The sequence below is a fragment of the Bacillus sp. z14 (2026) genome (genome assembly GCF_058313575.1).
The window spans coordinates 50,046-70,426 of record NZ_JBZFQK010000001.1 but is presented as its reverse complement, the minus strand read 5'-3'; the positions used below and the strand labels follow the sequence as shown (position 1 = coordinate 70,426).

The window sequence follows — 20,381 nt, the reverse complement described above, 5'->3', positions numbered from 1 at the left end:
TTAATTACTGATAATTTTAGAGAATCATCCTTCGTATGATACCATTTATAAAGCCATATCGATGACTATCCGCTTTGCCCTTCCTGATCTTAACAAATCAAAACCTTTGTTTATTTCATTTAGTGATATTCTATGGCTAATTAATTTATCAATAGGCATTAATCCTTTCTCATAAAGTTCTAAATATTTGGGAATATCCAGATACGGTAAAGAACTACCGATATAGGATCCCTTTATTATTTTTTCTTCAGTCGTTAAATTAATATATGGTATAAAAAGCTTACTTTCAAAATCCGGTAAACTGCTTGTAATATATGTAGCCCCTGGTTTTAGAAGCTTATAGGCTATATCAAATGCTTCTGATACACCTGAAGCATCAAAAACGAAATCTAACTTGCCTTCAAAATCATGCATTAATTGTCTAACAGAACTATGTTTAGAAGTATTAAATGAAAGATTTGCTCCCAATTCTTGAGCAAAAGCTAATTTTTCATCATTAATATCCATTGCAATAATTAGACTAGGTCCCATTACTTTACTGCCTAATAGCATGCTTAACCCAACACCGCCAAGCCCTACGATGCCAATATGACTTCCAGGAGGAATTTTTGCCGTGTTAATTACGGCACCTGCACCAGTAATTAATGCACATCCTGAAATAGCAACAACATCAAGTGATATTTTTTTAGGGACTTTAACGATTGAACGGGATGACATAATAGCATGTGTTGAAAAGGCAGATATACCAGCATGGTGTGAGACATGTTGGTCATCTACTATGATTTTCTTTTTGCCACTTAAAAGTGTTCCTTTTATATTTGCTTTTTTACCAAACGTACATAAAGAAGGTCTTCCCTTTTGGCAATACTCACATTGCATACAGCTCGCCAGAAAAATACATACAACATGATCACCTTTTTGGAAATTATGAACATCTTTTCCGGTTTTCATAATTATTCCGGATGCCTCATGCCCAAGGGCGATAGGATATGGTCTCGGGACTTTTCCATTAATAACAGATAAATCAGAATGACAAATTCCAGCGTATGCTATTTCAACTAGTACCTCATCATCATCAATATCATCTAGCTTTATATCCCTTACTTTTAGAGGTTTGCTTTTACTGTATGGAAATTCGATAGATGGATTATATAAAATTGCAGATTTCATCAAGACTCTCCTTTTTCTCAGCGTTTGTTACCACCCTTTATAACGGCTTTTGATACCTTGTTATATATATATTCTATAGAATAGCCAATATCCTATTTTATTAAAAAATCAGAATGGACATTTCACCTATCTTATACTAATATTCTTTATTGTATTTTTGTTCTGTAAATTCATATTACATTCTTCTCTATTAATCACCTTCAAAATACTTCAGATTGAAGATTAAATATATAGGATAATAAAAGGTATTGTTATTCTCGGTTTGTTTTATTCGTATCAAGAAATCAATTTTTGTTCTGACTGTAAAGGTTAATTAAGTTTTTAAACAAAATATATAAAGCGATCTCTTTTAAGAAGAGATCGCTTCATCCACAAGTCTTTCTTGTTCTACAATTTTATAATGCTGAAAAGCAATCGCAAATCCTGTGGTATTTGTTGAACTTTGCACATGTACGTTGGCATTATAGATGTCTGCAATACTATTAATCAGCCAAAGTCCAATACCTGCTCCACTCGTTTGCGCTTTAGCCGAATTTGTACGATAATACTTTCCAAAAATCTTTCCAAGATTATTATAATCTATACTCGAACCAGAATTTATGACTTCAATAACGATCTTTTTGGTCTGATTATACTCACGGATACCAATAAAGATGGAGGAGTCTTCTTTTGAATATTTTATGGCATTATCAAGCAAGTTTCTGATCATCAATTCGATTGAACCTTGGTCAATCCATATATGAATATTGGGGTTAATACTATACTTGAAATGAAATTCTCGATTAGGGTATTTTTTCTTATATTCCTCAAAAATAGGTTTGATTTTCTCGATTGGATTCAGCCAACTATCTGGAGGGGAACCCCCTAAATAATACATATCATAAATGATTTTTATGCTAGATAATAAGGAAGTGATATTTTCCGTTTCATTTATAACGGATTGAAGTTTCTGTTTCATTTCCTCATCTGCTTCAGGTAGCATATCCTCTATCAATTCAAGTTCATTCTTAATATTATGGGCTGGATTTTTAATTTCATGAACCATTTCATCAAGGAAGGATTTGGTCTCTTTAATCCCATCCTGCAGTTCAAACATCGTCGTATTGACTGCGTCAATCGTCTTTTCTATTTCTGGTATAACAGGCTTTTTGTATACGAAACTCTCTAAATGAAATCGTGACATTTTCATAAAATGTTCTCTCATTTTTATTAGAGGGGTATAGTAAAGATTTCTCATAATTTTATAGTTAATGAAAATTAAAAGCACTGATAGACTGATGAATAGCAAGCATTGAATAGTCACTATTTTGAACTCCTGCAAGAGAGCTTTACTAACATTACGGTAAGTAACGATCTCACCCTTAAAAGCATCTGTATTAACCTCATGGCCGATGTTGATTAAAATAGAATTACTTTCATTAAGTAATTTCAGATCCAAATTTTGTTTAATAAACACATTATAGACATCCCCTAAATCGACATGCATTAACAGTTTGTTTAACAAAAATAATAAAAGACCATCGAAGCCTTCAACGTCATCGGCAAGTACTGTTGTGTCCTTATAATATAATGCCTTTGACTGAGTATCTTGATTATAAACATAGATATACTCGTTATCTTTTGGAATAGTTTGCAAAAAGTCAGTTAATTCTTCGGTATCAAGCTGATCTTCATATAGAGCATGTTCTAGCCAAATATGAGTTGGGAATAATTCAGATGCCTCTTTCCTAAAGAGAGTCGACATCCTGTTATAACCAAATAAAATAGTGGTAATAAACACCAGCGATATGATTGAAAAGTATGCAACTTGCTTAAACACTCGCTGATTATTTATCAAATTCTTTTTAAAACTAATCATTTTATATCTTAAGTGTTCCTTTCGCCTATTCAATTAAATTAACAGAGGATTTCATTATATCAAAATAATAATGCCTTTTTATATGTATTTAATTCCAGTCCTTTCGTTATGTATAAGCACCATCATTCATTAGAAAATTAGTTGAAAATGTGATTATGAAAGCAAAAATAAAACGCCGCTCCGATTGGAAAGACGTAAAAAAAAAAGGATATCTACCTATAGAATCATTTTATAAATAGATAGAGCGGTCTGCTATTAAAAATTATTAATTTGATACACTATCAATAAGGAGGGTCCTTTAGTTTATACCTATACCTACAACTAATATTAATATGAAAAAGCCAACCCAGATAAGGGCATTTAGGAGGATACCAAAAATCATGCTTACCATTTTTTTAGATAAAATAGCAAAGACGATTCCTGCTATAGATAAGATGGTAGCCATTAACAAGAACAATCTAGGATATGCCATATTATCCGTTATAAAATAGGATAAGACTATACAGATGCCTACTGTTAATAAAGATAATCTGCCGTATGTGTTCATAGATATCCTCCTTTCCAATTTAATTCTATTGATATATGGTAAAATCCTTCATTAATAATGCGAAAAAGCTGCTTTAAATTCTAGAAGAATAATGATCCTCTTATCTGATGGATTGGTAAATTCTGACTTCACTAAAATAAGCATGGCCTAATGACCATGCACCAATTTCAGATGATTAATCATCTATAATTTTAAGTTAATAATTAGACTTCCTGAGTTCTCTTTTTAAAAACAAATATTGAAATAAATAGAATAATAACAGCATACCCAAGTACCCACCATAGATGCGGAAACATATTTCTATAAACTCCGCTTAATGCAGCTTTTCCAGCTTCAACAGCATGAACAAACGGCAGTAGATAAGCGATATCCTTAAATAATCCACCTACTAGCTCTAAATTAAACCATATGCCCGATAGCCATGCTGATACATTTGTAAGGAGCGCACCACATATTCCTACCGCTGCTTTTTCACTAAATAGAGCTCCGCTAATTAACCCAATTCCAATAAAGATTGATTCCATGGGAACCAATATCAGAATAACCATAAAAATCGTTGCTGTAAAATCTAGTCCCATACATAATGCAGCTATAAAGCAAACGGATATTTGTATAACGGACATAACTAACAATGGCAGTGAATAACCCAAAATAAAGTCTCGAGATGTCATCGGAGTTGTAAATAATCTAGTCAAAAAAGAGCTTGCACGATCTTTCGATAATACTTGTGCTGCAAACAATGCCATAAAGGAAAGGCCGAATACAGCAATGCCTGGTGCTAATGAAGATATATTAAATAAATCCACAGGGATACTGCTATTAATCGCTGATAAAAGTGCAAGTAAAATGAGCGGAAAAGCAAGACCAAGGAATAATGAAATAGGATCTCTGACAATTTCCTTCATCACTCGATTGGCAAAAATGATTGCTTTCATCGTTTATCCTCCTTCGTAACAATTTCTACGAAGGCATCCTCGAATCTATCGGTCTTTGTCATGCCTGTGAGTTCTTCGACTGTTCCGATTGCTTTTACTTGGCCATCTTTCATGACACAGATTCGGTCACATAATGCTTCAGCTTCCTCTAAATAATGTGTTGTTAACACAATGGTTGTTCTATCTTTTAATTTTTCAATTATAGACCATAATTCTCGGCGTCCTAATATGTCTAAACCTAATGTCGGTTCATCTAAAAATAAAATGTCTGGATCAGAAATAAGTGCAAGCGCAATACTAAGCTTACGTTGCCAGCCACCGGATAAGGTTTTACTTTTTTTGCTTTTCATATGGTTCTAAAGAGAAATGATTCATCATATTAGCTGTTTTTTCATATACTTCAGATTTAGAATAACCATGAATAGCCGCCATTAATTCTAAATTTTCTCGAACTGTTAAATTTGGAGCAATGGCAGTTTCTTGTGGCGATACCGCTATGATCTTCTTCACTAGCTCTTGATTTTTTACAATATCATGTCCAAATATAGACGCATGGCCGCTTGTAGGCTTTGTTAAGCAGCATAACATTTTAATCAACGTTGTTTTTCCTGCCCCATTCACACCTAATAAACCAAACAATTCTCCCTGCTTAATTGAAAATGATACTTGATTAACTACAATTTTATCATCATACTTTTTAGTTAATTGATCAATAGAGATTGCATAACTCATCATTCATCCTCCTTATGAAGCGGAGACTTTACCAGATTTAAAAATTCATTCATCATATTCTCGGGTACAATAGCAAGCCCTCTCTCTTCATCACCCAAGATAATAAGAGAGTCCCCAGGTTTTATATAAAATACATCACGCGCCTTTTTGGGTATAACAATTTGACCACGCTCACCTATTTTGGCTACACCAAAAAAGTACTTACCCTTTGGTGGTACAATCAAATTCGTATCTTCTCCATCAAAATTTACCAAATCATCCAGCGTCACTTTATACAATTTGGCTAATGCTTGCCAATGTCCAAGGTCAGGAGTTGATTCGCCCTTTTCCCACTTTGCGATTACCTGTCTTGAAACATTGATTTCATAAGCTACCTCTTCCTGTGTCAATTTATGATGCAGGCGCAGGTTTTTTAGATTCATACTTATCATACTTTTCCTACCTCCATATTTATTATGAATTATTTCTATAATGCCCTCCACCAACAATCCGTAATAGCTATGTTAGAATTCGTAGCATTTCTGATTTAACATTGCTTTTACCAAATAAAACAATCACCGTTGTTTTCATTAAAATATCCCTTTAAAAGGACATTTGTATTCCTTGTCGTATATATGTCTTTATATCGCAATAAAATATTTTATGGTGGTGGGGATAATCATGAAAAAAATTCAAATTGTAATAGTAGGAATTTGCCTTTTACTTATTGGCTGCAACGATAATGAAGCATCTGCTGGTTTATCCTATGATCCGTCAAAAATTCAAAAACAACTAAAAGAGGAACAAAAGATTGATTCAAAATTACCAACTGCATTTCCTGTTGAAATCAAAGATTATGAGATAAGTCCACAGACTCATACCGAATCTTCTGTTCATGATGTGCAGTTTACAGGGACAAATGAAGAAAAATTCATTCTTATGATCCATACAAAAGAAGTAACATATGATGGTAAACCACAAGGGTATGAGGAGTTAAAGATTAATAATCAGGAGGTGTTTTATATAGAGGATGATTTAGCATCATCAGCTCATTGGACAGATGGCGATTATCATTATATTTTTGAGTATCAAGTTGCTGAATCCGGCAAAGATGCCGCGAAGCTAACAAAAGAAGAAATGGTGGAAGTAGCTGAATCTTTTAAATAAAGCAGTTCAAATACGAAACCTATCCTCATTTTACATTTCAAAAAACTAGCATTGATTTTTCAATGCTAGTTTTTATTGCATTCATTGAATAGATAGGCATCCTCTTAAAAAATTCTCACTATAAAAAAGCAGCTCATTGGTCATTCTGGATTTAACTTATTGACGTTTCTTTTTGAACCTTTACATATCTATTTTAAATATATAAGCTTTCCTGTGTTATTGGACATTAATCAAACGATAATTCGTTGAATACATATAATCATTGTTAAAATCCATAGGTACTTTTGTATCAATGCGTGTTCCCTCCTAATATTTCTAATAAAACCTTTAGATCAATTCCTGATATTCTATCAATATATGTAGTTTACACATTTTTACTGTTTATCTTCAACAAGAAGAGGTTAATACATAAATCGGAAGGTTTTTCACATGAATAAAGTTTCGATTATTACAGGTGCAGGCAGCGGATTAGGACAAGCAGCTGCACTTCGTCTAGCAAAAGATGGGGTTAACATTGTAGCGGTTGATATTAACAAAAAAGGCGGAAATGAAACAATCAAACTCGTGAAAGAAATAGGGACAGATTGTATATTCATTAAAGCTGATGTTTCTAAAGCAGAAGATGTGAAGAATTATGTGGCTTAAACGGTTGAACGCTTTGGGACAATTGATTACTTTTTTAATAATGCCGGGATTTCAGGAAGCGGTTCATTTTTCTTGGATTCTAAGGTCGAAGAAATCAATCAAATTGTTGGCATTAACCTAATGGGAGCTTTATAGGGCGTTTATTATGTTGCTGAGGTTATGCTGAAAAACGGTGGAGTTTCAATCGTGAATACAGCTTCAAGTGCGGGTGTGATTGGTCAAGATTCCGTTGTCGCCTATTCTGCCACAAAACATGGAATTGTAGGTTTAACAAAAAGCTTGGTTGCAGAATATGCGAAAGATGGATTGCGTGTAAATGCGATTGCTCCGGGACCTACTGAAACACCAATGGTAAAAGCTTTCTATGAAGCTAATCCAGCTATGAAAGAAAATGCTACAAAAGGAATTCCGCAAAAACGATTGGGAACACCTGAAGAAGTAGCAGAACTGGTTACATTCTTATTAACTTCTGAAGCACAATATATTAACGGAGAAGTTATTCGTATAGATGGTGGATTTACAAATACAAAATATGCTTGGTGAATGATAAAAGAAGCTCAGAATCATACTCTGAGCTTCTTTGTTATTGGAGTTAGACTTACGGACATCTAGCTCTAGTTTCTGGAGTATGAATCCCTGCATTATGCCTTGCCTGTAATCTCACTTACATGGCATCTACTACCATCTTGGCAATCGTTCCATTGGATAATATAAATTTATCAATATTTATATGTGAGAAATTTTCAACATGCTCTTCTCTTTCAATTTCGACAACTGTATGGACATGAGAGGCGATTCTTTCAACCGCACATGCAATCATTAATGACTTTCCGTCAGTTAAGGTTTGATTCTGAATCCGATCATCAGAGAAAATCAAGATAGATTTTGCATTTTGGATATTGGCTTTCTTTAATACCTCAACATTCGAGGCCTCTCCTCTTATATAATGGATATTTCCATTTACATAAGATAGCTTTTCAAGCATATCTATAACCACTATTTCCGCCTTTTTATTCTTGTCTAAAATTTCCTTAACTGCGTTTTGCGCCTTATGTGACCAATCTATGATAACAATATGATTCTTTCCTTCATACATAAGCTCTCCACCCTCTTTACGTCTTCTGTAAACCGTAAAACTTTCCATAACTTTTCCGATAAAAGTGGCGAATAAACCAATACCAACCACATACAAAAATAGGATTGTAAATATTCTTCCTTCTATAGTAGTCGGTGACATGTCTCCATATCCAACCGTCAACATGGTCGTCATTGTGAACCATAACGAGTCCATATAGGTAGTAAACGTATCTGGTTCAATCAACCTAAGCATAATTGTACAGAATACGATTAAAAATATGGTTGATGTGGTCAATAATAACCAAGACATATGTGTTAGTTTAAAATATAAATTACGTAAGATAATCATTCAAACACCTCTTCTTACTCTGAACAGGATTTTTTTCGGTTAATGCATGCATAGTCCATTTTCTCTATTATTATAAGATTGAACCATCTATTTAATATATACTCAATTCCATTTTGTTACTTTTATTATTCAATATAATGCTGTCCAAAGTTAAGTTATTTAGCGTGTCCCTCTTTCCTCTCGTATGCTTCTGCAATTCCAATTAAAATATTTGCCTACATATTTCAATTATTTACCACCCATATACCGGGTTACCCTATCTCTAACTACGCAAATCTTAAGATAATTTGGTTAAATGTGAAGCATTTTGTAAATAGGTATTTCTTTACAGTTTATTCTCCAACTGTTATGTTAGAGAAAATAATATACATTCTTTGTATAAGGGTTATTAGCTTATTGGATATGCGCTTAAATATTTTCAAAATTAATCCTTCTAAAGGGTTTTTTTCTTTGCAAAAAAACAATGGGTCATAAATCGCAGTAATTAGGAGCTGTTGATATGCATAGCATTGATAGTAGCATACATGTGTTTTTAGAAGGTGTTTCAACTCACATAATCTCTTCAGAAGATACTCTTGCAGATTTACGATTTAAAGACGCTACGAATACATATTCCGAGGAAATCAATAGTATGGTTAAAACTTGGCGAAAAACCCTTATAGAGATATATGGATTTTCAATTGCCCAAGAGCAAAACGAAACCTTTGCAGTTTTAAAAGAATGGGGAAAGGAAACCGTTGATTTACTCATAAACTTAAATTTATCACTTGCTGATGCAATAGAAGAAGTTAGATTTTATCGTGATAAAATTGGCGGTATCATCAAGGACCAAGCTAAAAAATATTCAGTAAGTCTGGACGTTTTCTATGAAATCATTTCTAAATTCGATTCAGTTGTTGATAAAGCGATACACTGGCTTAGTATTTCTTATTCTTCACAATACTCCAATAGAATCGTATTAGCGGAGAGGACTGCTTTTGAACTGTCTATTCCTGTTGTTAGGATTACATCCAATATCGGGATTATTCCAATCATTGGAGTATTAGACACTCAACGTGCAAGCCACTTGATGGAAAAAGCATTACAGGCTGGAAGTGAATATGATCTAAGTTATATTATTATTGATCTATCAGGAGTTCCGATTACGGACACAATGGTGGCTCATCAGATATTTAAAGTTATTGATGCATTGCGACTCATCGGTATCGAGACGCGCTTATCCGGTATCCGAATAGAAATTGCACAAACAATGGTAAACCTCGGAATTAAATTTACAGCTAAAAGCTACTCTAGCTTACATTTGGCTGTTAAAGATATCCTATGATAAATTTCTCCCGGACATACAGTCGGGAGTATTTTTATTAAAAACAAAAAAGACACTCAAAGAATGTCTTAAAATAGACTAAATAGTTCTCCTGTTCATGATCCATTCAGGAACAACCATTTTGATATTCCCCTTTAGTATACCAGCCAGTTCATATATTTCACTTAGCATTCTTTCATACATAGTAGAGTGCTTCACGAAATTTTCTAATCTTTCCTCCAAACGAGTCTTTTCTCCTTCTGATTTTGTTACATAATACTGCTCAATAATTTCAAAATAATGAACCGGTAAGAGCAACCTTGAGAATAACATCCGTGCAGAAAATGTTGATAAAGGGGTGATTGATTGATATTGGCGCAAAAATGACTCGACACCCTGATGGTATGTATTTGGCTGTTTAAAATAATAAGCGCGTATCCACTCCGCAATATCCCTCGCACTATGGTCAAAAACCCATTCACTAAATAATTTGCCATTTGAGCCAGATCCCCAGGTTTCTGAAGTAAAGCGATCATAACAAACGGTCCCAGCATCAACCATCTCCGGGTTTTCATCTATTTCAGTATCAACTAAATATTGGATTGCGTTTTCCGAAAGGCCTGCGTAATAAGGATAGCTGTCAATAAACAGGTTTTCAAAATCGTTTTGTGGCTTTGCTGCCAATTTATCTCTCCAAACTCGTTCAAGCTGATCGACCCGCTGCTCCCACATTTCCTTCCATTTTCCGATTCTGCTGCAAAAAACGATTCGTTGCGGAATAGACCTGCCACGATAATGAAATATTGCCAGCTCTCTGCCCACTTCATATGATTGAGGAATTTCCATTTCATTTATACAAACCACATAATCGTTACTTTCCAGTTTTGTTAATAGCTTTTGTTCATTGTTTAACAGGGGAAGCCATACTCCCTTCTCCCCTTTGTTATGCATATGGTACGCCAAACTGCTTCGTTCCTGGAGCTCTTGCTCTTCCATGTTTATGGCAAAGCTCATGAATACTCTGCCTCCACCGTTATATATGTTTATTGCCCCACTGCTTATTTCTTGATCAACTGTAATTCCATATTGTTCGTGTAATAATTGTTTGTTCATCACAATATTGTTCATCACCTCTAATTCCTTGCTTACTATGATAAGTATATGGGCAAGATAACTGTTATATGTGGTTAACATCAAGATTTATTCTTACTATATGCATGGGAGTTGGTGTCTTCGTATGAAAGGGAAACCTGTAGATATGACTGAACAAACAGCAAGAAAATGGTTGCATGATCGAGGGGTGACAGTTACAGATATTGGTGAATTAGTTTTATACCTTCAGCATCAATATCATGAAAATCTGCTATTGGATGAGTGTATTAAAAATGTGGAGCGCGTACTCTCAAAACGCGAAGTCCAAAATGCCATTTTAACTGGCATACAACTAGATATGCTTTCCGAAAAAGGGATGCTTGAAGAACCTTTACAATCCATAATCCGGACTGATGAAGGATTATATGGGGTTGATGAGATTTTAGCATTTAGCATCGTGAATGTATATGGTTCTATTGGTTTTACCAATTATGGATATATTGATAAAAAGAAACCAGGCATACTGGCAAAATTGAATGATAAATCCTCCGGTGAATGCCATACCTTCCTGGATGATATTGTTGGGGCGATTGCTGCTGCCGCTTCCAGCCGTTTAGCTCACCGAGTAGAGAATGTAGAATAAATATAAAATCCTGAATTTATACTTTGAGTTTTTCTTTTATAAGGTAATTAAACCGAGTCGGTTAATTTCCTAACAGTCTAACAAGTAAGAACGAAAGAGCATACCTGCCCTTTCGTTCTACTGTTTAGATATTTATATGAATTATGTGTAATACACATCTTTGTGAATTCATTTAATCGCTTAGGTAATCATAAGTGAACTAACTCAAATTCCACATTGTCAAACTCCATTTCAGCTGCAAGCTCTATTGTATAATAGACAAAGGCAAGAGCAATCAGTGCTGCCAATATGAGCTGCTGATCAATAAGGGTAATTGCAAAAATGATATCGAGTAAGATTAGTATTGAAAATCTTAGAATCATCGTCTATCCCCCCTTTTTCTTCTATTATCATTATTCCCGTTATCAAACACTGTACCTATAGGTATCTTGACAATTGTATGGCTTTTCTAAATATTAATCTTTATTATTTAAATCCTGAATAAGTTTGTGAAATATTGAACTTTCTATAGAAATCCTTAAACTAGTATGCTAGAATACTAGTGGTTGAGTTAAATTACTTTTTTGTAGTTTAAATGTATGGCTAATTTATTTGAAGGTTGATGCCTTCGTCTTTAATTATGAAAGCCTAAACATAAATAAAGGAAAAAACGTACATACTACATGATGATAGAAATTTTTCTCAAATATTTAGTAAGGGAGTATTACATAGGATGACTAAAGTGGATTTAAAAGCAAAACCATACCATTTATCTGATGAAGATATTAAATGGGTAACAGACACAATTAATTCTATGACAATCGAAGAAAAGATTGGCCAATTATTCGTTAATATGGGAGCTAGCCGTACTGAAGAATATTTAACAGGTATGCTAAACAACTACCATATCGGTGCTGTACGTTACAATCCTGGTAAAGCTGAAGAAGTTTACGATCAAAATAAAATTCTTCAAGAAAACAGCAAAATTCCATTGCTAATTGCTGCAAACACAGAAGCAGGCGGTAATGGAGCTTGTACAGACGGTACTGAAGTTGGTCTTGAAGTTAAAATCGGTGCAACAAAAGATGCGAAATGGGCATATGAAATGGGCCGAGTTTCTGGTGTAGAAGCGTCTGCAATCGGATGTAACTGGAGCTTTGCGCCAATCGTAGATATTCACATGAACTGGCGTAACCCAATCATCTCTAGCCGTACTTTTGGTTCTGACCCTGATCAAGTTTTAGAAATGAGCTTGGCTTACATGAAAGGTATCCAGGAAAGCGGAATTGCACCTGCTGCTAAACACTTCCCTGGTGACGGCGTAGATGAGCGTGACCAGCATTTATCCTTCGCGCCTAACAGCCTATCTTGTGATGAGTGGGATGAAACTTTCGGAAAAGTTTACAAAGGCTTAATCGATGCTGGCCTACCTTCTATCATGGCTGGTCACATCCATATGCCTGCTTATTCCAAGCACTTCAACCCTAGCCTTACAGATGAAGATTTGCTGCCAGCAACTCTTTCTAAAGAGCTAATCACAGATTTATTACGTGGTAAATTAGAATTCAATGGCGTTGTTGTTACAGATGCGAGCCACATGGTTGCGATGACTTCTGCAATGAAACGCAGCGAAATGCTTCCTACTGCTATTGCTGCTGGTTGTGACTTATTCTTATTCTTCAACGATCCAGATGAAGATTTCGGCTACATGATGGACGGATACAAAAACGGTATTATTACAGAAGAGCGTTTAGAAGCAGCTCTTACTCGTATCCTTGGTCTTAAAGCATCTTTAGGTCTTCACAAAAAAGCAAAAACGGAAATCATGATGCCGAAAGAAGAAGCGCTTAAACAAATCGGTCTTCCTGAAAACGTTAAGCTATTTAAAGAAGTTACTGATCGTGCAATCACATTGGTAAAAGACAAACAAGATATTTGGCCTGTTACTCCTGAAAAATACAAACGAGTATTACTAGTTAATGTTAAAACTGCTGAAGGTGCATTCAGTAAATTAATTAGCGGTAACAAACCTAAGCCAATTGATCTTCTGAAAGCAGAGCTTGAAGCGCAAGGCTTTGAAGTGGAAATTCACGAATCTCCAATGGATAAAATCGCGGACCTGCCACCAGAAGAACAAATGAAGAGCATCATGAACGCATATGCAGCAAAACGCCCTATTAAAGAATTAACAGATAAATATGATTTAATCATTAATATCGCTAATATCAAAATGGGTGAAGTTGTTCAACGTATGACATGGAATGCGTTAAAAGGAACACCTGATATTCCGTTCTATGTACACGAAGTACCAACAATCTTTGTTTCTGTAAACTACCCATTCCACTTAGCGGATGTTCCACAAGTGAAAACATACATCAACACGTATGACGGTAATAAAGAAACAATTGAAGTACTAGTAGAAAAAATGATGGGTAAATCACCATTCAAGGGTGACAGCCCAGTTGATGCATACTGCGGATTAAAAGACACATACATTTAATCTGTCAAAAGCAAAAAAAGGATTAAACCTTCCTCGGTTTAATCCTTTTTCTCTTTTAAGTAGGAAGCGATTGCCCTGCCTGCTACCCTGCCTGTAAATAAACAGCCTCCAAGAAATGTCCCCTCTAGCGAACGATATCCGTGAACTCCTCCCCCTCCAAATCCAGAAACCTCACCAGCTGCATAAAAGCCAGGTATTGCCTCACCCTTAGAATTGAGGACTCGTGCTGATAAATCTGTTTGTAGCCCGCCTAGAGTTTTGCGACTTACAATGTTTAAACGAACAGCAATCAATGGTCCATTTTGAGGATCAAGTATTTTATGCGGTTTGGCGACTCGGATTAATTTGTCACCTATGTAATTTCTCGCTCCCCTTAATGCCGTAATTTGCAAATCCTTTGTGAATGTATGATCCATTTCACGATCTCTCGCTTTTATTTGTCTTTCAATTTCTTCGTAATTTAATAGATTATCTTTTGTTAATTCATTCATTCCTTTAACCAGTTCCACTAAGTTATCTGCAATGACAAAATCCTCGCCATGATCCATAAATGCCTTTACCGGACCAGGAGGACCAGGGAGTACTCTGCTTAAGACCTTGCGGATACTTTTATTCGTTAAATCCGGATTTTGCTCAGAACCGGATAGCGCAAATTCTTTCTCAATCATTTTTTGTGTCAAAATAAACCATGAGTAATCAAATCCTGTTTTTTGGATAGCCTCCAGGGTGCCAAGTGTATCATACCCAGGAAAGTTGGGGGCCGGGAAGCGCTGGCCTGTTGCATTCAGCCAAATAGAGGACGGACCTGGCAAAATTCTAATTCCATGGTTTTCCCATACCGAGTTCCAGTTTTTGATTCCCTCTGTGTAATGCCACATACGATCTCGATTTACAATACGCCCACCCGCCTCTTCTGATATCCCCAGCATTCTGCCATCCACATGTGCCGGGACCCCTGAAATCATGTTCTTTGGAGGCGGCCCCAGTCTTTCTGGCCAATTTGTGCGAATTAAATCATGGTTGGCTCCGATACCCCCGCTCGAAACAAGAACTGCTTTACCAGAAAACTCAAAATGAGTAATAACGTCCCTGTTACTTTTCTCACCTCTTAAAGCCGAACTGGCTGCCAATATGGAACCCTTCACCCCCTGAATTATCCCATTACTGCTCATCAGTTCATCTACACGGTGACGAGGACGATAATCAACTAATCCATTTTTAATATGCTCTCTTACCCTTTTTTCAAAAGGCGATACAATACCTGGACCTGTTCCCCAAACAATATGAAATCTTGGTACTGAGTTACCATGTCCTTCAGCCAAATAACCTCCTCTTTCAGCCCAACCAACTACAGGAAAAAAACGAACTCCTTGTTTATGAAGCCAAGCACGTTTTTCTCCAGCAGCAAAGTCAATATACGCTTCTGCCCATTTTTTGCCCCAATAATCCTCCTCATCTCGATCAAACCCTGCAGTACCCATCCAATCCTGCCAAGCCAATTCCTTAGAATCTTTAATACCCATACGACGTTGTTCAGGGGAATCCACTAAAAATAAACCACCGAATGACCACCAAGCTTGTCCGCCTAATGAAGCTTCAGGTTCTTGATCTAGCAATAATACCTTTTTCCCTGCATCTGCAATTTCTGCTGTAGCCACCAAACCGGCCAAACCAGCCCCAATAACGATCGCATCGAACTCCAATGCATTTCCCCCTTTTTGATAAACGTTTATACTCTTATATTAATCTATAGTTCCATAATTTAGGTATGTATACTGATATAAAAAGAAGAATTTACTTTGCTTAAAATTATGAGCCTAAATCAACAGTTTTATATTCCTCCCTTTTTATAAATAAAAAACCAGCCTAGTACCAGACTGGTTCAATAATCATCATCCTCATCATCCTCTTCCTCATAATCGGAGAAATAATCCACGAATTCATATTTTACTTCATCATCTGTTCGTTCCACTTCTGTAGCTTGATATTCCCCCATGTTCTCTTCCACTATTGCTATATACATCACTCTGCGTCCAGCCTCATATTCATCATTGACTTCCATGAATCCGCTCACGACATAATAATCTTCATCCTTGTTGTACTCAACTTTGCTATGCCCAATAAATTCAAAAGTTTCATCCTTTGATGAAGCATCTTCCACTTTATTCTTGGCAACCCTAGCTATTTTGTTTTCCGCGTCTGAGTAATATTTATAACCTGCAAAGGCCGCTATCCCTAATATCAATACTGCAGCTGCTATGATAACCATCACTTTATATTTCTTAGCCATCCTCTTCCTCCCCCTTTATGTGTTATAGTAGTATTCTTCCACACCGTCGTTTCTCCTGATAGTTGCCGACATAGTACCAATTTACTTCATTCTTATAAAATTAGTATTCATCCCCCTGCCGTTCATACGATTATATGGCTCTCAACAAGATTTTATTTCGCTTATTATTGAATTGTCCCAAGAGTTTCAGATTTTATGAAAAATAAGAGGACAACCACCTCTATTTCCAATAGACCCAATTATGTATTCTATGGTGTATTTATGAGGAAGTTAGTTAATTTGGAATTGGAATTTTCCTCTGGGTTGCAGAAGAAATTAAAATACGTCAGTGTATACTTCCGCAAATCGAAGCGAAAGTCGATAAGTTCGATAAGTAAGTGGACTAAACTATTTATGAGGCGAAAATGGGAAGACAGCAGATGCGAGTGCATTGGCTCAAGGATTCATCATCCCTAGTATGTTAACTTACATTTATTTATGAGCCTACTATTGGAGTAAGTTATTGAGGGTATCAGAAGAATTAGTAAAAGAGGAAGGAGCTCTAAAATAAATAGACTTTAGAACTCCCTTTTTAGTTATTTATTCATAAATTGGCACTCTATCCAGGCAAAATTAATTATTAATGTATTTTTCAAAAACTGCACCAAAATCTTTCATATGATATTCATTATAGGAGGATTTTAACCATTCAAATGTAAATTCAGTTATCCCTTTATATGTGCCTGTTAATGATGCTTCCTCAGATCTTGAGTGTTGGAGTGTTTGAACCGCTCGATCGAGTCCTTCTTTGGCATAATTCATTTGAATGGAGTTTTCATACGTGATTTCCTCAATTCGCAGTAATGCTTTATACAAATCCTTTAATTGTTCAATTTGATTTTTCTTGACGTCAATATCAAAATGAACATTTCCTACATCAAACTTTATTTCTGTATCCAAATCTAATCGCCCTGCAGTTTCAAGCATGACATTTGAAATCTTATACTGAGAATATGGGTATCGTTTTAATAAACGTTTAGATGAGACAGCATTTTCGCCATCTACATGAATTAATGCTAGATTTGTAAAGCAATATTCGTCTGCCTTCGTTTTGATAATGAAATAAATCTTCTCATTATCCTCGTGCATAACATAGTCGTCTGCATCCGTTTTGTCATAATCTTCCGGCGGAATAATAACACCTACGTCAGACAAACCCAATGCATCAGAAGCCATTTTCTTTAACATGTATATCACCCCATTGTAGTTTATACTTTTACTATATCAGAAAAGTGACTAGTATAAAATTCATTTAATGCTCAAGAAAACACATGGATGGTCCATGTGTTTTATGTCATTATTCATCATATTTTTTTGTTATTTTTGCTATTTCTTCACCAAGCTTCTTATAACTTTTTACTTCGTCATGAGGATGCTGTGAATTTTTTCTTTGCTTCCAGTGTCTTTCTTCTTCTTTTTTTGAATGTGACATATATATACCTCCAAATTAAAATAGGACTCATTGCAAAAGATTGAAGCATATCGCCCTATTTTCCTTTATTTTATATTTTCTTTGCCTTTTTAGATTTATTCTTATAAGCTTGATTTGCGCTGGCGCTTCCTAATTCCTTTGAGAATTCAGCATCCGTTTTACTAGAATCAAACCCCTGTTTACTTTTTTGAGCTGCATCATGCTTTCTTTTCGGCATACGATCCCTCCTTCTCTCATTTAGTATTAGAAAGTAAAGAGTAAATATGCACTGTCAGCTATGAATTATTGTTTTATCTTCTTTCAAGGACGACTACTCCTTTTTCTTTTCCAATGTTATTTGAATTAGCTGATCGTGGATAAAAGAAAAAGCAAAGAATGCTGATAAAGCTATGCATTCTTTGCTTGATTGATCTAAATATTGAGACCGCCCTTGACTGTGCGATTATCTTACTTGTTATTGAATAGATAACTGTTGTTTTGCATTCGTCAGTTTACTCATTAAAACATAGGTAAAAAACGATAAAACAATCGGCAGTACGACCGTATGCATCCCGAAAGGATTTGGATAAAATCGATCTATAATCATAAAGCTGCCCATTCCTACAATCATGGATGAAACCGCGCCGTATTTATTCCCGCCAGACCAATATAATCCCATAATAACTGGCCATATAAACACCGACTCCAAGCCTCCAAATGCAAACAAGTTTAACCATACAATTAAATCAGGTGGACTTAACGCAAACAATACAACAGCGATTCCAATTGCTGCTGTAATCCAAAAGCTGATTCTTTTAATCTGCTTCTCGGTAGCATCCTTTTTTATGTAATTGATATATACATCCTTTACTATAGTTGCGCTTACTAATATTAAAAGAGAATCAACTGTGGACATGATAGCAGCCATGGGAGCGGCTAAGACAATACCCGCAATAAATGGTGGCAAGACCTCCATAGTTAATGCAGGCATGACCATATCACCAATTTCTATCCCAGGTATCAATGGACGCGCGAAAACTCCGATTAAATGCATTCCCAGCATCACAGCACCTACCACAATTGTTCCTGTGATAATCGCGATGTGCATTCCCTTCGAATTTTTATAGGACATCGCTCGCATGCTGATTTGCGGTAAACCCACGACGCCCACACCAACTAAAATCCAAAAAGATGAGACATACAAAGGCGTTAAATCTCGTTCTGCACCAAAAGGAGTAATTAGGTTGGGATTTTCAGCCATTAAGTCTGACATAATGTTCGATATTCCTCCGCCAGCAATAATGGTGGCGATTAAAAGGATGACGGTTCCGGCTAACATGACTACTCCTTGGACGGTATCTGTTAAAGCGACTGCTCTAAATCCACCAATAATAACATACATTAAAACTGAAACGGCGAATATGAAAAGTGCTGTCTTATATGGAAGCCCTGTTAAGGATTCAATCAATCGCGCTCCCCCAACCCATTGGGCAGTCATCGACGCAAATAGGAATATAATGATGCTAATGGCCGATATAATGACAACCGTATTACTTTTATATCTGCCTTTTAGAAAATCAATGATCGTGATTGCTTTATACTTACGAGCCATAATCGCAAATTTTTTCCCTAAAACCATTAATACAAAATACCCGGTTGCCAGTTGAGCCATAGATAGTAAAACCCAACCGAGCCCACGTGTATAGGCAACACCCGGCCCGCCAATAAAGCTTGAAGCACTTCCGTATGTTGCCATCATAGTCATTGCAAGCACAAAACCGCCTAATTGTCTCCCGCCAAGAAAATATTCCTGCAGGAAGGAATCAGAGGATTTTAATTTTCCATTTGCCCAGAATCCTATATAAAAAATAATAACTAAAAAGATCAATAAAGGAACAATGACCTCCCACTTCATGATTGCTCCTCCTCTTCGTCATCCACATCAAAAGATACTTCTTCAAATAAAAATTTGACAATAAGAGTAACAAGGACCACCATAACAAGAAAGCCGACTACACAGCTTAGAAAAAACCAAGCTGGCAATCCTAAAATGTATGTATATTCCTTCGGATTACCTGATCCTAACCCATACGCAAATCCAAACCACCAGATAAAATTTATAATGACAAGTACGACACCTATGATTGCTTCCCTATGGGCTACTTTAAAACGTCTATCTTTCATATCTTCCTCCTTGCAATAGCACCATTATTTTGCCCGTCATTATTTTTTGTATAATACGTAAACAAACAACATTACCATTAAACCAAGCCATACTCTTAAAATGAAGGTACAAAATTTGGTAGAATAACTTATAATGGATAGCTTAATAAAAAACTGTATAACGCAAAGAAGCCTCAAAATCAGATTTTGAGGAGGCGCATTATATAATTTCACCATTTACTTGTCTTTATTAAAATAAAACTCACAATTAGGGTAAGGACAAGAGCACCTGTGAATGCTGGAAATAGATAAAACCCTCCAGTTTCAGGACCCATTTCACCGAGAATTCCTGTACCAATCCACGCACCAATTATGCCAGCCAGGAAATTCCCCACCATCCCGTTGTGAACGTTTTCATGAATAAGTAATCCCGCAATCCAACCAATAAAGCCACCAACAAACAGGATGCCAATAAAGGACATTTTTTAGCTCCCTCCTTCAT

At 35.8% G+C, this 20,381-nt stretch carries 20 protein-coding genes and 2 pseudogenes; 5 read left to right on the top strand and 17 right to left on the bottom strand.

Annotated features, from left to right (window positions below):
* Positions 1 to 45: 45 nt before the first annotated feature.
* The 6 genes and pseudogenes from AC4G3O_RS00355 to AC4G3O_RS00330 form a co-directional block, all read right to left on the bottom strand.
* Positions 46 to 1,170 carry an alcohol dehydrogenase catalytic domain-containing protein gene (locus tag AC4G3O_RS00355; RefSeq protein WP_140461443.1) on the bottom strand — a complete coding sequence of 375 codons (1,125 nt, stop codon included), beginning with the start codon at positions 1,168 to 1,170 and terminating at the stop codon, positions 46 to 48.
* A 349-nt stretch (positions 1,171 to 1,519) separates the two neighbouring features.
* Positions 1,520 to 2,914 carry a sensor histidine kinase gene (locus tag AC4G3O_RS00350; protein ID WP_491135630.1) on the bottom strand — a complete coding sequence of 465 codons (1,395 nt, stop codon included), beginning with the start codon at positions 2,912 to 2,914 and terminating at the stop codon, positions 1,520 to 1,522.
* A gap of 412 nt (positions 2,915 to 3,326) precedes the next feature.
* A complete protein-coding gene (locus AC4G3O_RS00345; RefSeq protein ID WP_139891951.1) occupies positions 3,327 to 3,575 on the bottom strand; it encodes a hypothetical protein in 249 nt (82 codons plus the stop codon).
* Between the two features lie 203 nt (positions 3,576 to 3,778).
* Positions 3,779 to 4,510: an ABC transporter permease gene (locus tag AC4G3O_RS00340; protein ID WP_066103865.1), complete on the bottom strand. Its 732-nt coding sequence runs from the start codon at positions 4,508 to 4,510 to the stop codon at positions 3,779 to 3,781.
* A pseudogene (locus AC4G3O_RS00335) lies at positions 4,507 to 5,242 on the bottom strand (ABC transporter ATP-binding protein). Before AC4G3O_RS00335 ends, AC4G3O_RS00340 begins: the two are co-directional and overlap by 4 nt.
* Positions 5,242 to 5,673 carry a helix-turn-helix domain-containing protein gene (locus AC4G3O_RS00330; RefSeq protein ID WP_490557937.1) on the bottom strand — a complete coding sequence of 144 codons (432 nt, stop codon included), beginning with the start codon at positions 5,671 to 5,673 and terminating at the stop codon, positions 5,242 to 5,244. The pseudogene AC4G3O_RS00335 and the gene AC4G3O_RS00330 overlap by 1 nt, the downstream one beginning before the upstream one ends.
* Before the next feature lie 229 nt (positions 5,674 to 5,902).
* Here AC4G3O_RS00330 and AC4G3O_RS00325 point away from each other — a divergent pair, with 229 nt between their 5' ends.
* Both AC4G3O_RS00325 and AC4G3O_RS00320 read left to right on the top strand, forming a co-directional pair.
* Complete coding sequence (locus AC4G3O_RS00325; RefSeq protein WP_491135629.1) at positions 5,903 to 6,388, top strand: hypothetical protein; 486 nt, start codon at positions 5,903 to 5,905, stop codon at positions 6,386 to 6,388.
* Positions 6,389 to 6,817: 429 nt separating this feature from the next.
* Positions 6,818 to 7,576 (top strand): annotated as a pseudogene (locus AC4G3O_RS00320) (SDR family NAD(P)-dependent oxidoreductase).
* A 121-nt stretch (positions 7,577 to 7,697) separates the two neighbouring features.
* Here the strand turns inward: AC4G3O_RS00320 and AC4G3O_RS00315 are convergent.
* Positions 7,698 to 8,459, bottom strand: a complete 762-nt coding sequence (locus AC4G3O_RS00315) for an ion channel (protein ID WP_066103869.1) — start codon at positions 8,457 to 8,459, stop codon at positions 7,698 to 7,700.
* A 499-nt stretch (positions 8,460 to 8,958) separates the two neighbouring features.
* Here AC4G3O_RS00315 and AC4G3O_RS00310 point away from each other — a divergent pair, with 499 nt between their 5' ends.
* Positions 8,959 to 9,783, top strand: a complete 825-nt coding sequence (locus tag AC4G3O_RS00310) for an STAS domain-containing protein (RefSeq protein WP_066103872.1) — start codon at positions 8,959 to 8,961, stop codon at positions 9,781 to 9,783.
* Positions 9,784 to 9,861: 78 nt separating this feature from the next.
* Here AC4G3O_RS00310 and yutH read toward each other — a convergent pair whose 3' ends face one another.
* Positions 9,862 to 10,890: a spore coat putative kinase YutH gene (yutH, locus tag AC4G3O_RS00305; protein ID WP_491135628.1), complete on the bottom strand. Its 1,029-nt coding sequence runs from the start codon at positions 10,888 to 10,890 to the stop codon at positions 9,862 to 9,864.
* Between the two features lie 109 nt (positions 10,891 to 10,999).
* On the opposite strand from yutH, the gene AC4G3O_RS00300 reads away from it, so the two are divergent.
* Positions 11,000 to 11,497 (top strand): phosphatidylglycerophosphatase A family protein, encoded by a 498-nt coding sequence (locus tag AC4G3O_RS00300; protein WP_181161997.1) that lies wholly within the window; start codon positions 11,000 to 11,002, stop codon positions 11,495 to 11,497.
* Positions 11,498 to 11,685: 188 nt separating this feature from the next.
* Here AC4G3O_RS00300 and AC4G3O_RS00295 read toward each other — a convergent pair whose 3' ends face one another.
* A complete protein-coding gene (locus tag AC4G3O_RS00295; protein ID WP_180349962.1) occupies positions 11,686 to 11,859 on the bottom strand; it encodes a hypothetical protein in 174 nt (57 codons plus the stop codon).
* A 350-nt stretch (positions 11,860 to 12,209) separates the two neighbouring features.
* Here AC4G3O_RS00295 and AC4G3O_RS00290 point away from each other — a divergent pair, with 350 nt between their 5' ends.
* The gene (locus AC4G3O_RS00290; protein ID WP_066103876.1) at positions 12,210 to 13,976 is read left to right on the top strand and encodes a glycoside hydrolase family 3 protein; all 1,767 of its coding nucleotides are present in this window, start codon (positions 12,210 to 12,212) and stop codon (positions 13,974 to 13,976) included.
* 38 nt (positions 13,977 to 14,014) lie between these two features.
* On the opposite strand, the gene AC4G3O_RS00285 is transcribed toward AC4G3O_RS00290, so the two are convergent.
* The 8 genes from AC4G3O_RS00285 to AC4G3O_RS00250 all read right to left on the bottom strand — a co-directional run bounded on the left by AC4G3O_RS00285 (position 14,015) and on the right by AC4G3O_RS00250 (position 20,361).
* Complete coding sequence (locus AC4G3O_RS00285) at positions 14,015 to 15,679, bottom strand: FAD-binding dehydrogenase (protein ID WP_139891959.1); 1,665 nt, start codon at positions 15,677 to 15,679, stop codon at positions 14,015 to 14,017.
* A 179-nt stretch (positions 15,680 to 15,858) separates the two neighbouring features.
* A complete protein-coding gene (locus tag AC4G3O_RS00280; protein ID WP_491135627.1) occupies positions 15,859 to 16,266 on the bottom strand; it encodes a hypothetical protein in 408 nt (135 codons plus the stop codon).
* A 612-nt stretch (positions 16,267 to 16,878) separates the two neighbouring features.
* Positions 16,879 to 17,493, bottom strand: a complete 615-nt coding sequence (locus AC4G3O_RS00275) for a PH domain-containing protein (protein WP_066103882.1) — start codon at positions 17,491 to 17,493, stop codon at positions 16,879 to 16,881.
* Positions 17,494 to 17,602: 109 nt separating this feature from the next.
* The gene (locus AC4G3O_RS00270; protein ID WP_219847586.1) at positions 17,603 to 17,737 is read right to left on the bottom strand and encodes a DUF6254 family protein; all 135 of its coding nucleotides are present in this window, start codon (positions 17,735 to 17,737) and stop codon (positions 17,603 to 17,605) included.
* A 70-nt stretch (positions 17,738 to 17,807) separates the two neighbouring features.
* The gene (locus tag AC4G3O_RS00265) at positions 17,808 to 17,954 is read right to left on the bottom strand and encodes a hypothetical protein (RefSeq protein WP_175354260.1); all 147 of its coding nucleotides are present in this window, start codon (positions 17,952 to 17,954) and stop codon (positions 17,808 to 17,810) included.
* A gap of 237 nt (positions 17,955 to 18,191) precedes the next feature.
* A complete protein-coding gene (gene panF, locus AC4G3O_RS00260; protein ID WP_139891960.1) occupies positions 18,192 to 19,631 on the bottom strand; it encodes a sodium/pantothenate symporter in 1,440 nt (479 codons plus the stop codon).
* Positions 19,628 to 19,900 carry a YhdT family protein gene (locus AC4G3O_RS00255; protein WP_139891961.1) on the bottom strand — a complete coding sequence of 91 codons (273 nt, stop codon included), beginning with the start codon at positions 19,898 to 19,900 and terminating at the stop codon, positions 19,628 to 19,630. The genes panF and AC4G3O_RS00255 overlap by 4 nt, the downstream gene beginning before the upstream one ends.
* Positions 19,901 to 20,109: 209 nt before the next feature.
* A complete protein-coding gene (locus AC4G3O_RS00250; protein ID WP_139891962.1) occupies positions 20,110 to 20,361 on the bottom strand; it encodes a GlsB/YeaQ/YmgE family stress response membrane protein in 252 nt (83 codons plus the stop codon).
* Positions 20,362 to 20,381: the final 20 nt, after the last annotated feature.

Excerpts from the sequence above, each read along its gene's own strand:
- AC4G3O_RS00355 (WP_140461443.1), bottom strand. The coding sequence starts at position 1,170 with ATGAAATCTGCAATTTTATATAATCCATCTATCGAATTTCCATACAGT.
- AC4G3O_RS00350 (WP_491135630.1), bottom strand. The coding sequence starts at position 2,914 with ATGTCGACTCTCTTTAGGAAAGAGGCATCTGAATTATTCCCAACTCAT.
- AC4G3O_RS00345 (WP_139891951.1), bottom strand. The coding sequence starts at position 3,575 with ATGAACACATACGGCAGATTATCTTTATTAACAGTAGGCATCTGTATA.
- AC4G3O_RS00340 (WP_066103865.1), bottom strand. The coding sequence starts at position 4,510 with ATGAAAGCAATCATTTTTGCCAATCGAGTGATGAAGGAAATTGTCAGA.
- AC4G3O_RS00330 (WP_490557937.1), bottom strand. The coding sequence starts at position 5,673 with ATGATAAGTATGAATCTAAAAAACCTGCGCCTGCATCATAAATTGACA.
- AC4G3O_RS00325 (WP_491135629.1), top strand. The coding sequence starts at position 5,903 with ATGAAAAAAATTCAAATTGTAATAGTAGGAATTTGCCTTTTACTTATT.
- AC4G3O_RS00315 (WP_066103869.1), bottom strand. The coding sequence starts at position 8,459 with ATGATTATCTTACGTAATTTATATTTTAAACTAACACATATGTCTTGG.
- AC4G3O_RS00310 (WP_066103872.1), top strand. The coding sequence starts at position 8,959 with ATGCATAGCATTGATAGTAGCATACATGTGTTTTTAGAAGGTGTTTCA.
- yutH (WP_491135628.1), bottom strand. The coding sequence starts at position 10,890 with ATGAACAATATTGTGATGAACAAACAATTATTACACGAACAATATGGA.
- AC4G3O_RS00300 (WP_181161997.1), top strand. The coding sequence starts at position 11,000 with ATGAAAGGGAAACCTGTAGATATGACTGAACAAACAGCAAGAAAATGG.
- AC4G3O_RS00295 (WP_180349962.1), bottom strand. The coding sequence starts at position 11,859 with ATGATTCTAAGATTTTCAATACTAATCTTACTCGATATCATTTTTGCA.
- AC4G3O_RS00290 (WP_066103876.1), top strand. The coding sequence starts at position 12,210 with ATGACTAAAGTGGATTTAAAAGCAAAACCATACCATTTATCTGATGAA.
- AC4G3O_RS00280 (WP_491135627.1), bottom strand. The coding sequence starts at position 16,266 with ATGGCTAAGAAATATAAAGTGATGGTTATCATAGCAGCTGCAGTATTG.
- AC4G3O_RS00275 (WP_066103882.1), bottom strand. The coding sequence starts at position 17,493 with ATGTTAAAGAAAATGGCTTCTGATGCATTGGGTTTGTCTGACGTAGGT.
- AC4G3O_RS00270 (WP_219847586.1), bottom strand. The coding sequence starts at position 17,737 with ATGTCACATTCAAAAAAAGAAGAAGAAAGACACTGGAAGCAAAGAAAA.
- AC4G3O_RS00265 (WP_175354260.1), bottom strand. The coding sequence starts at position 17,954 with ATGCCGAAAAGAAAGCATGATGCAGCTCAAAAAAGTAAACAGGGGTTT.
- panF (WP_139891960.1), bottom strand. The coding sequence starts at position 19,631 with ATGAAGTGGGAGGTCATTGTTCCTTTATTGATCTTTTTAGTTATTATT.
- AC4G3O_RS00255 (WP_139891961.1), bottom strand. The coding sequence starts at position 19,900 with ATGAAAGATAGACGTTTTAAAGTAGCCCATAGGGAAGCAATCATAGGT.
- AC4G3O_RS00250 (WP_139891962.1), bottom strand. The coding sequence starts at position 20,361 with ATGTCCTTTATTGGCATCCTGTTTGTTGGTGGCTTTATTGGTTGGATT.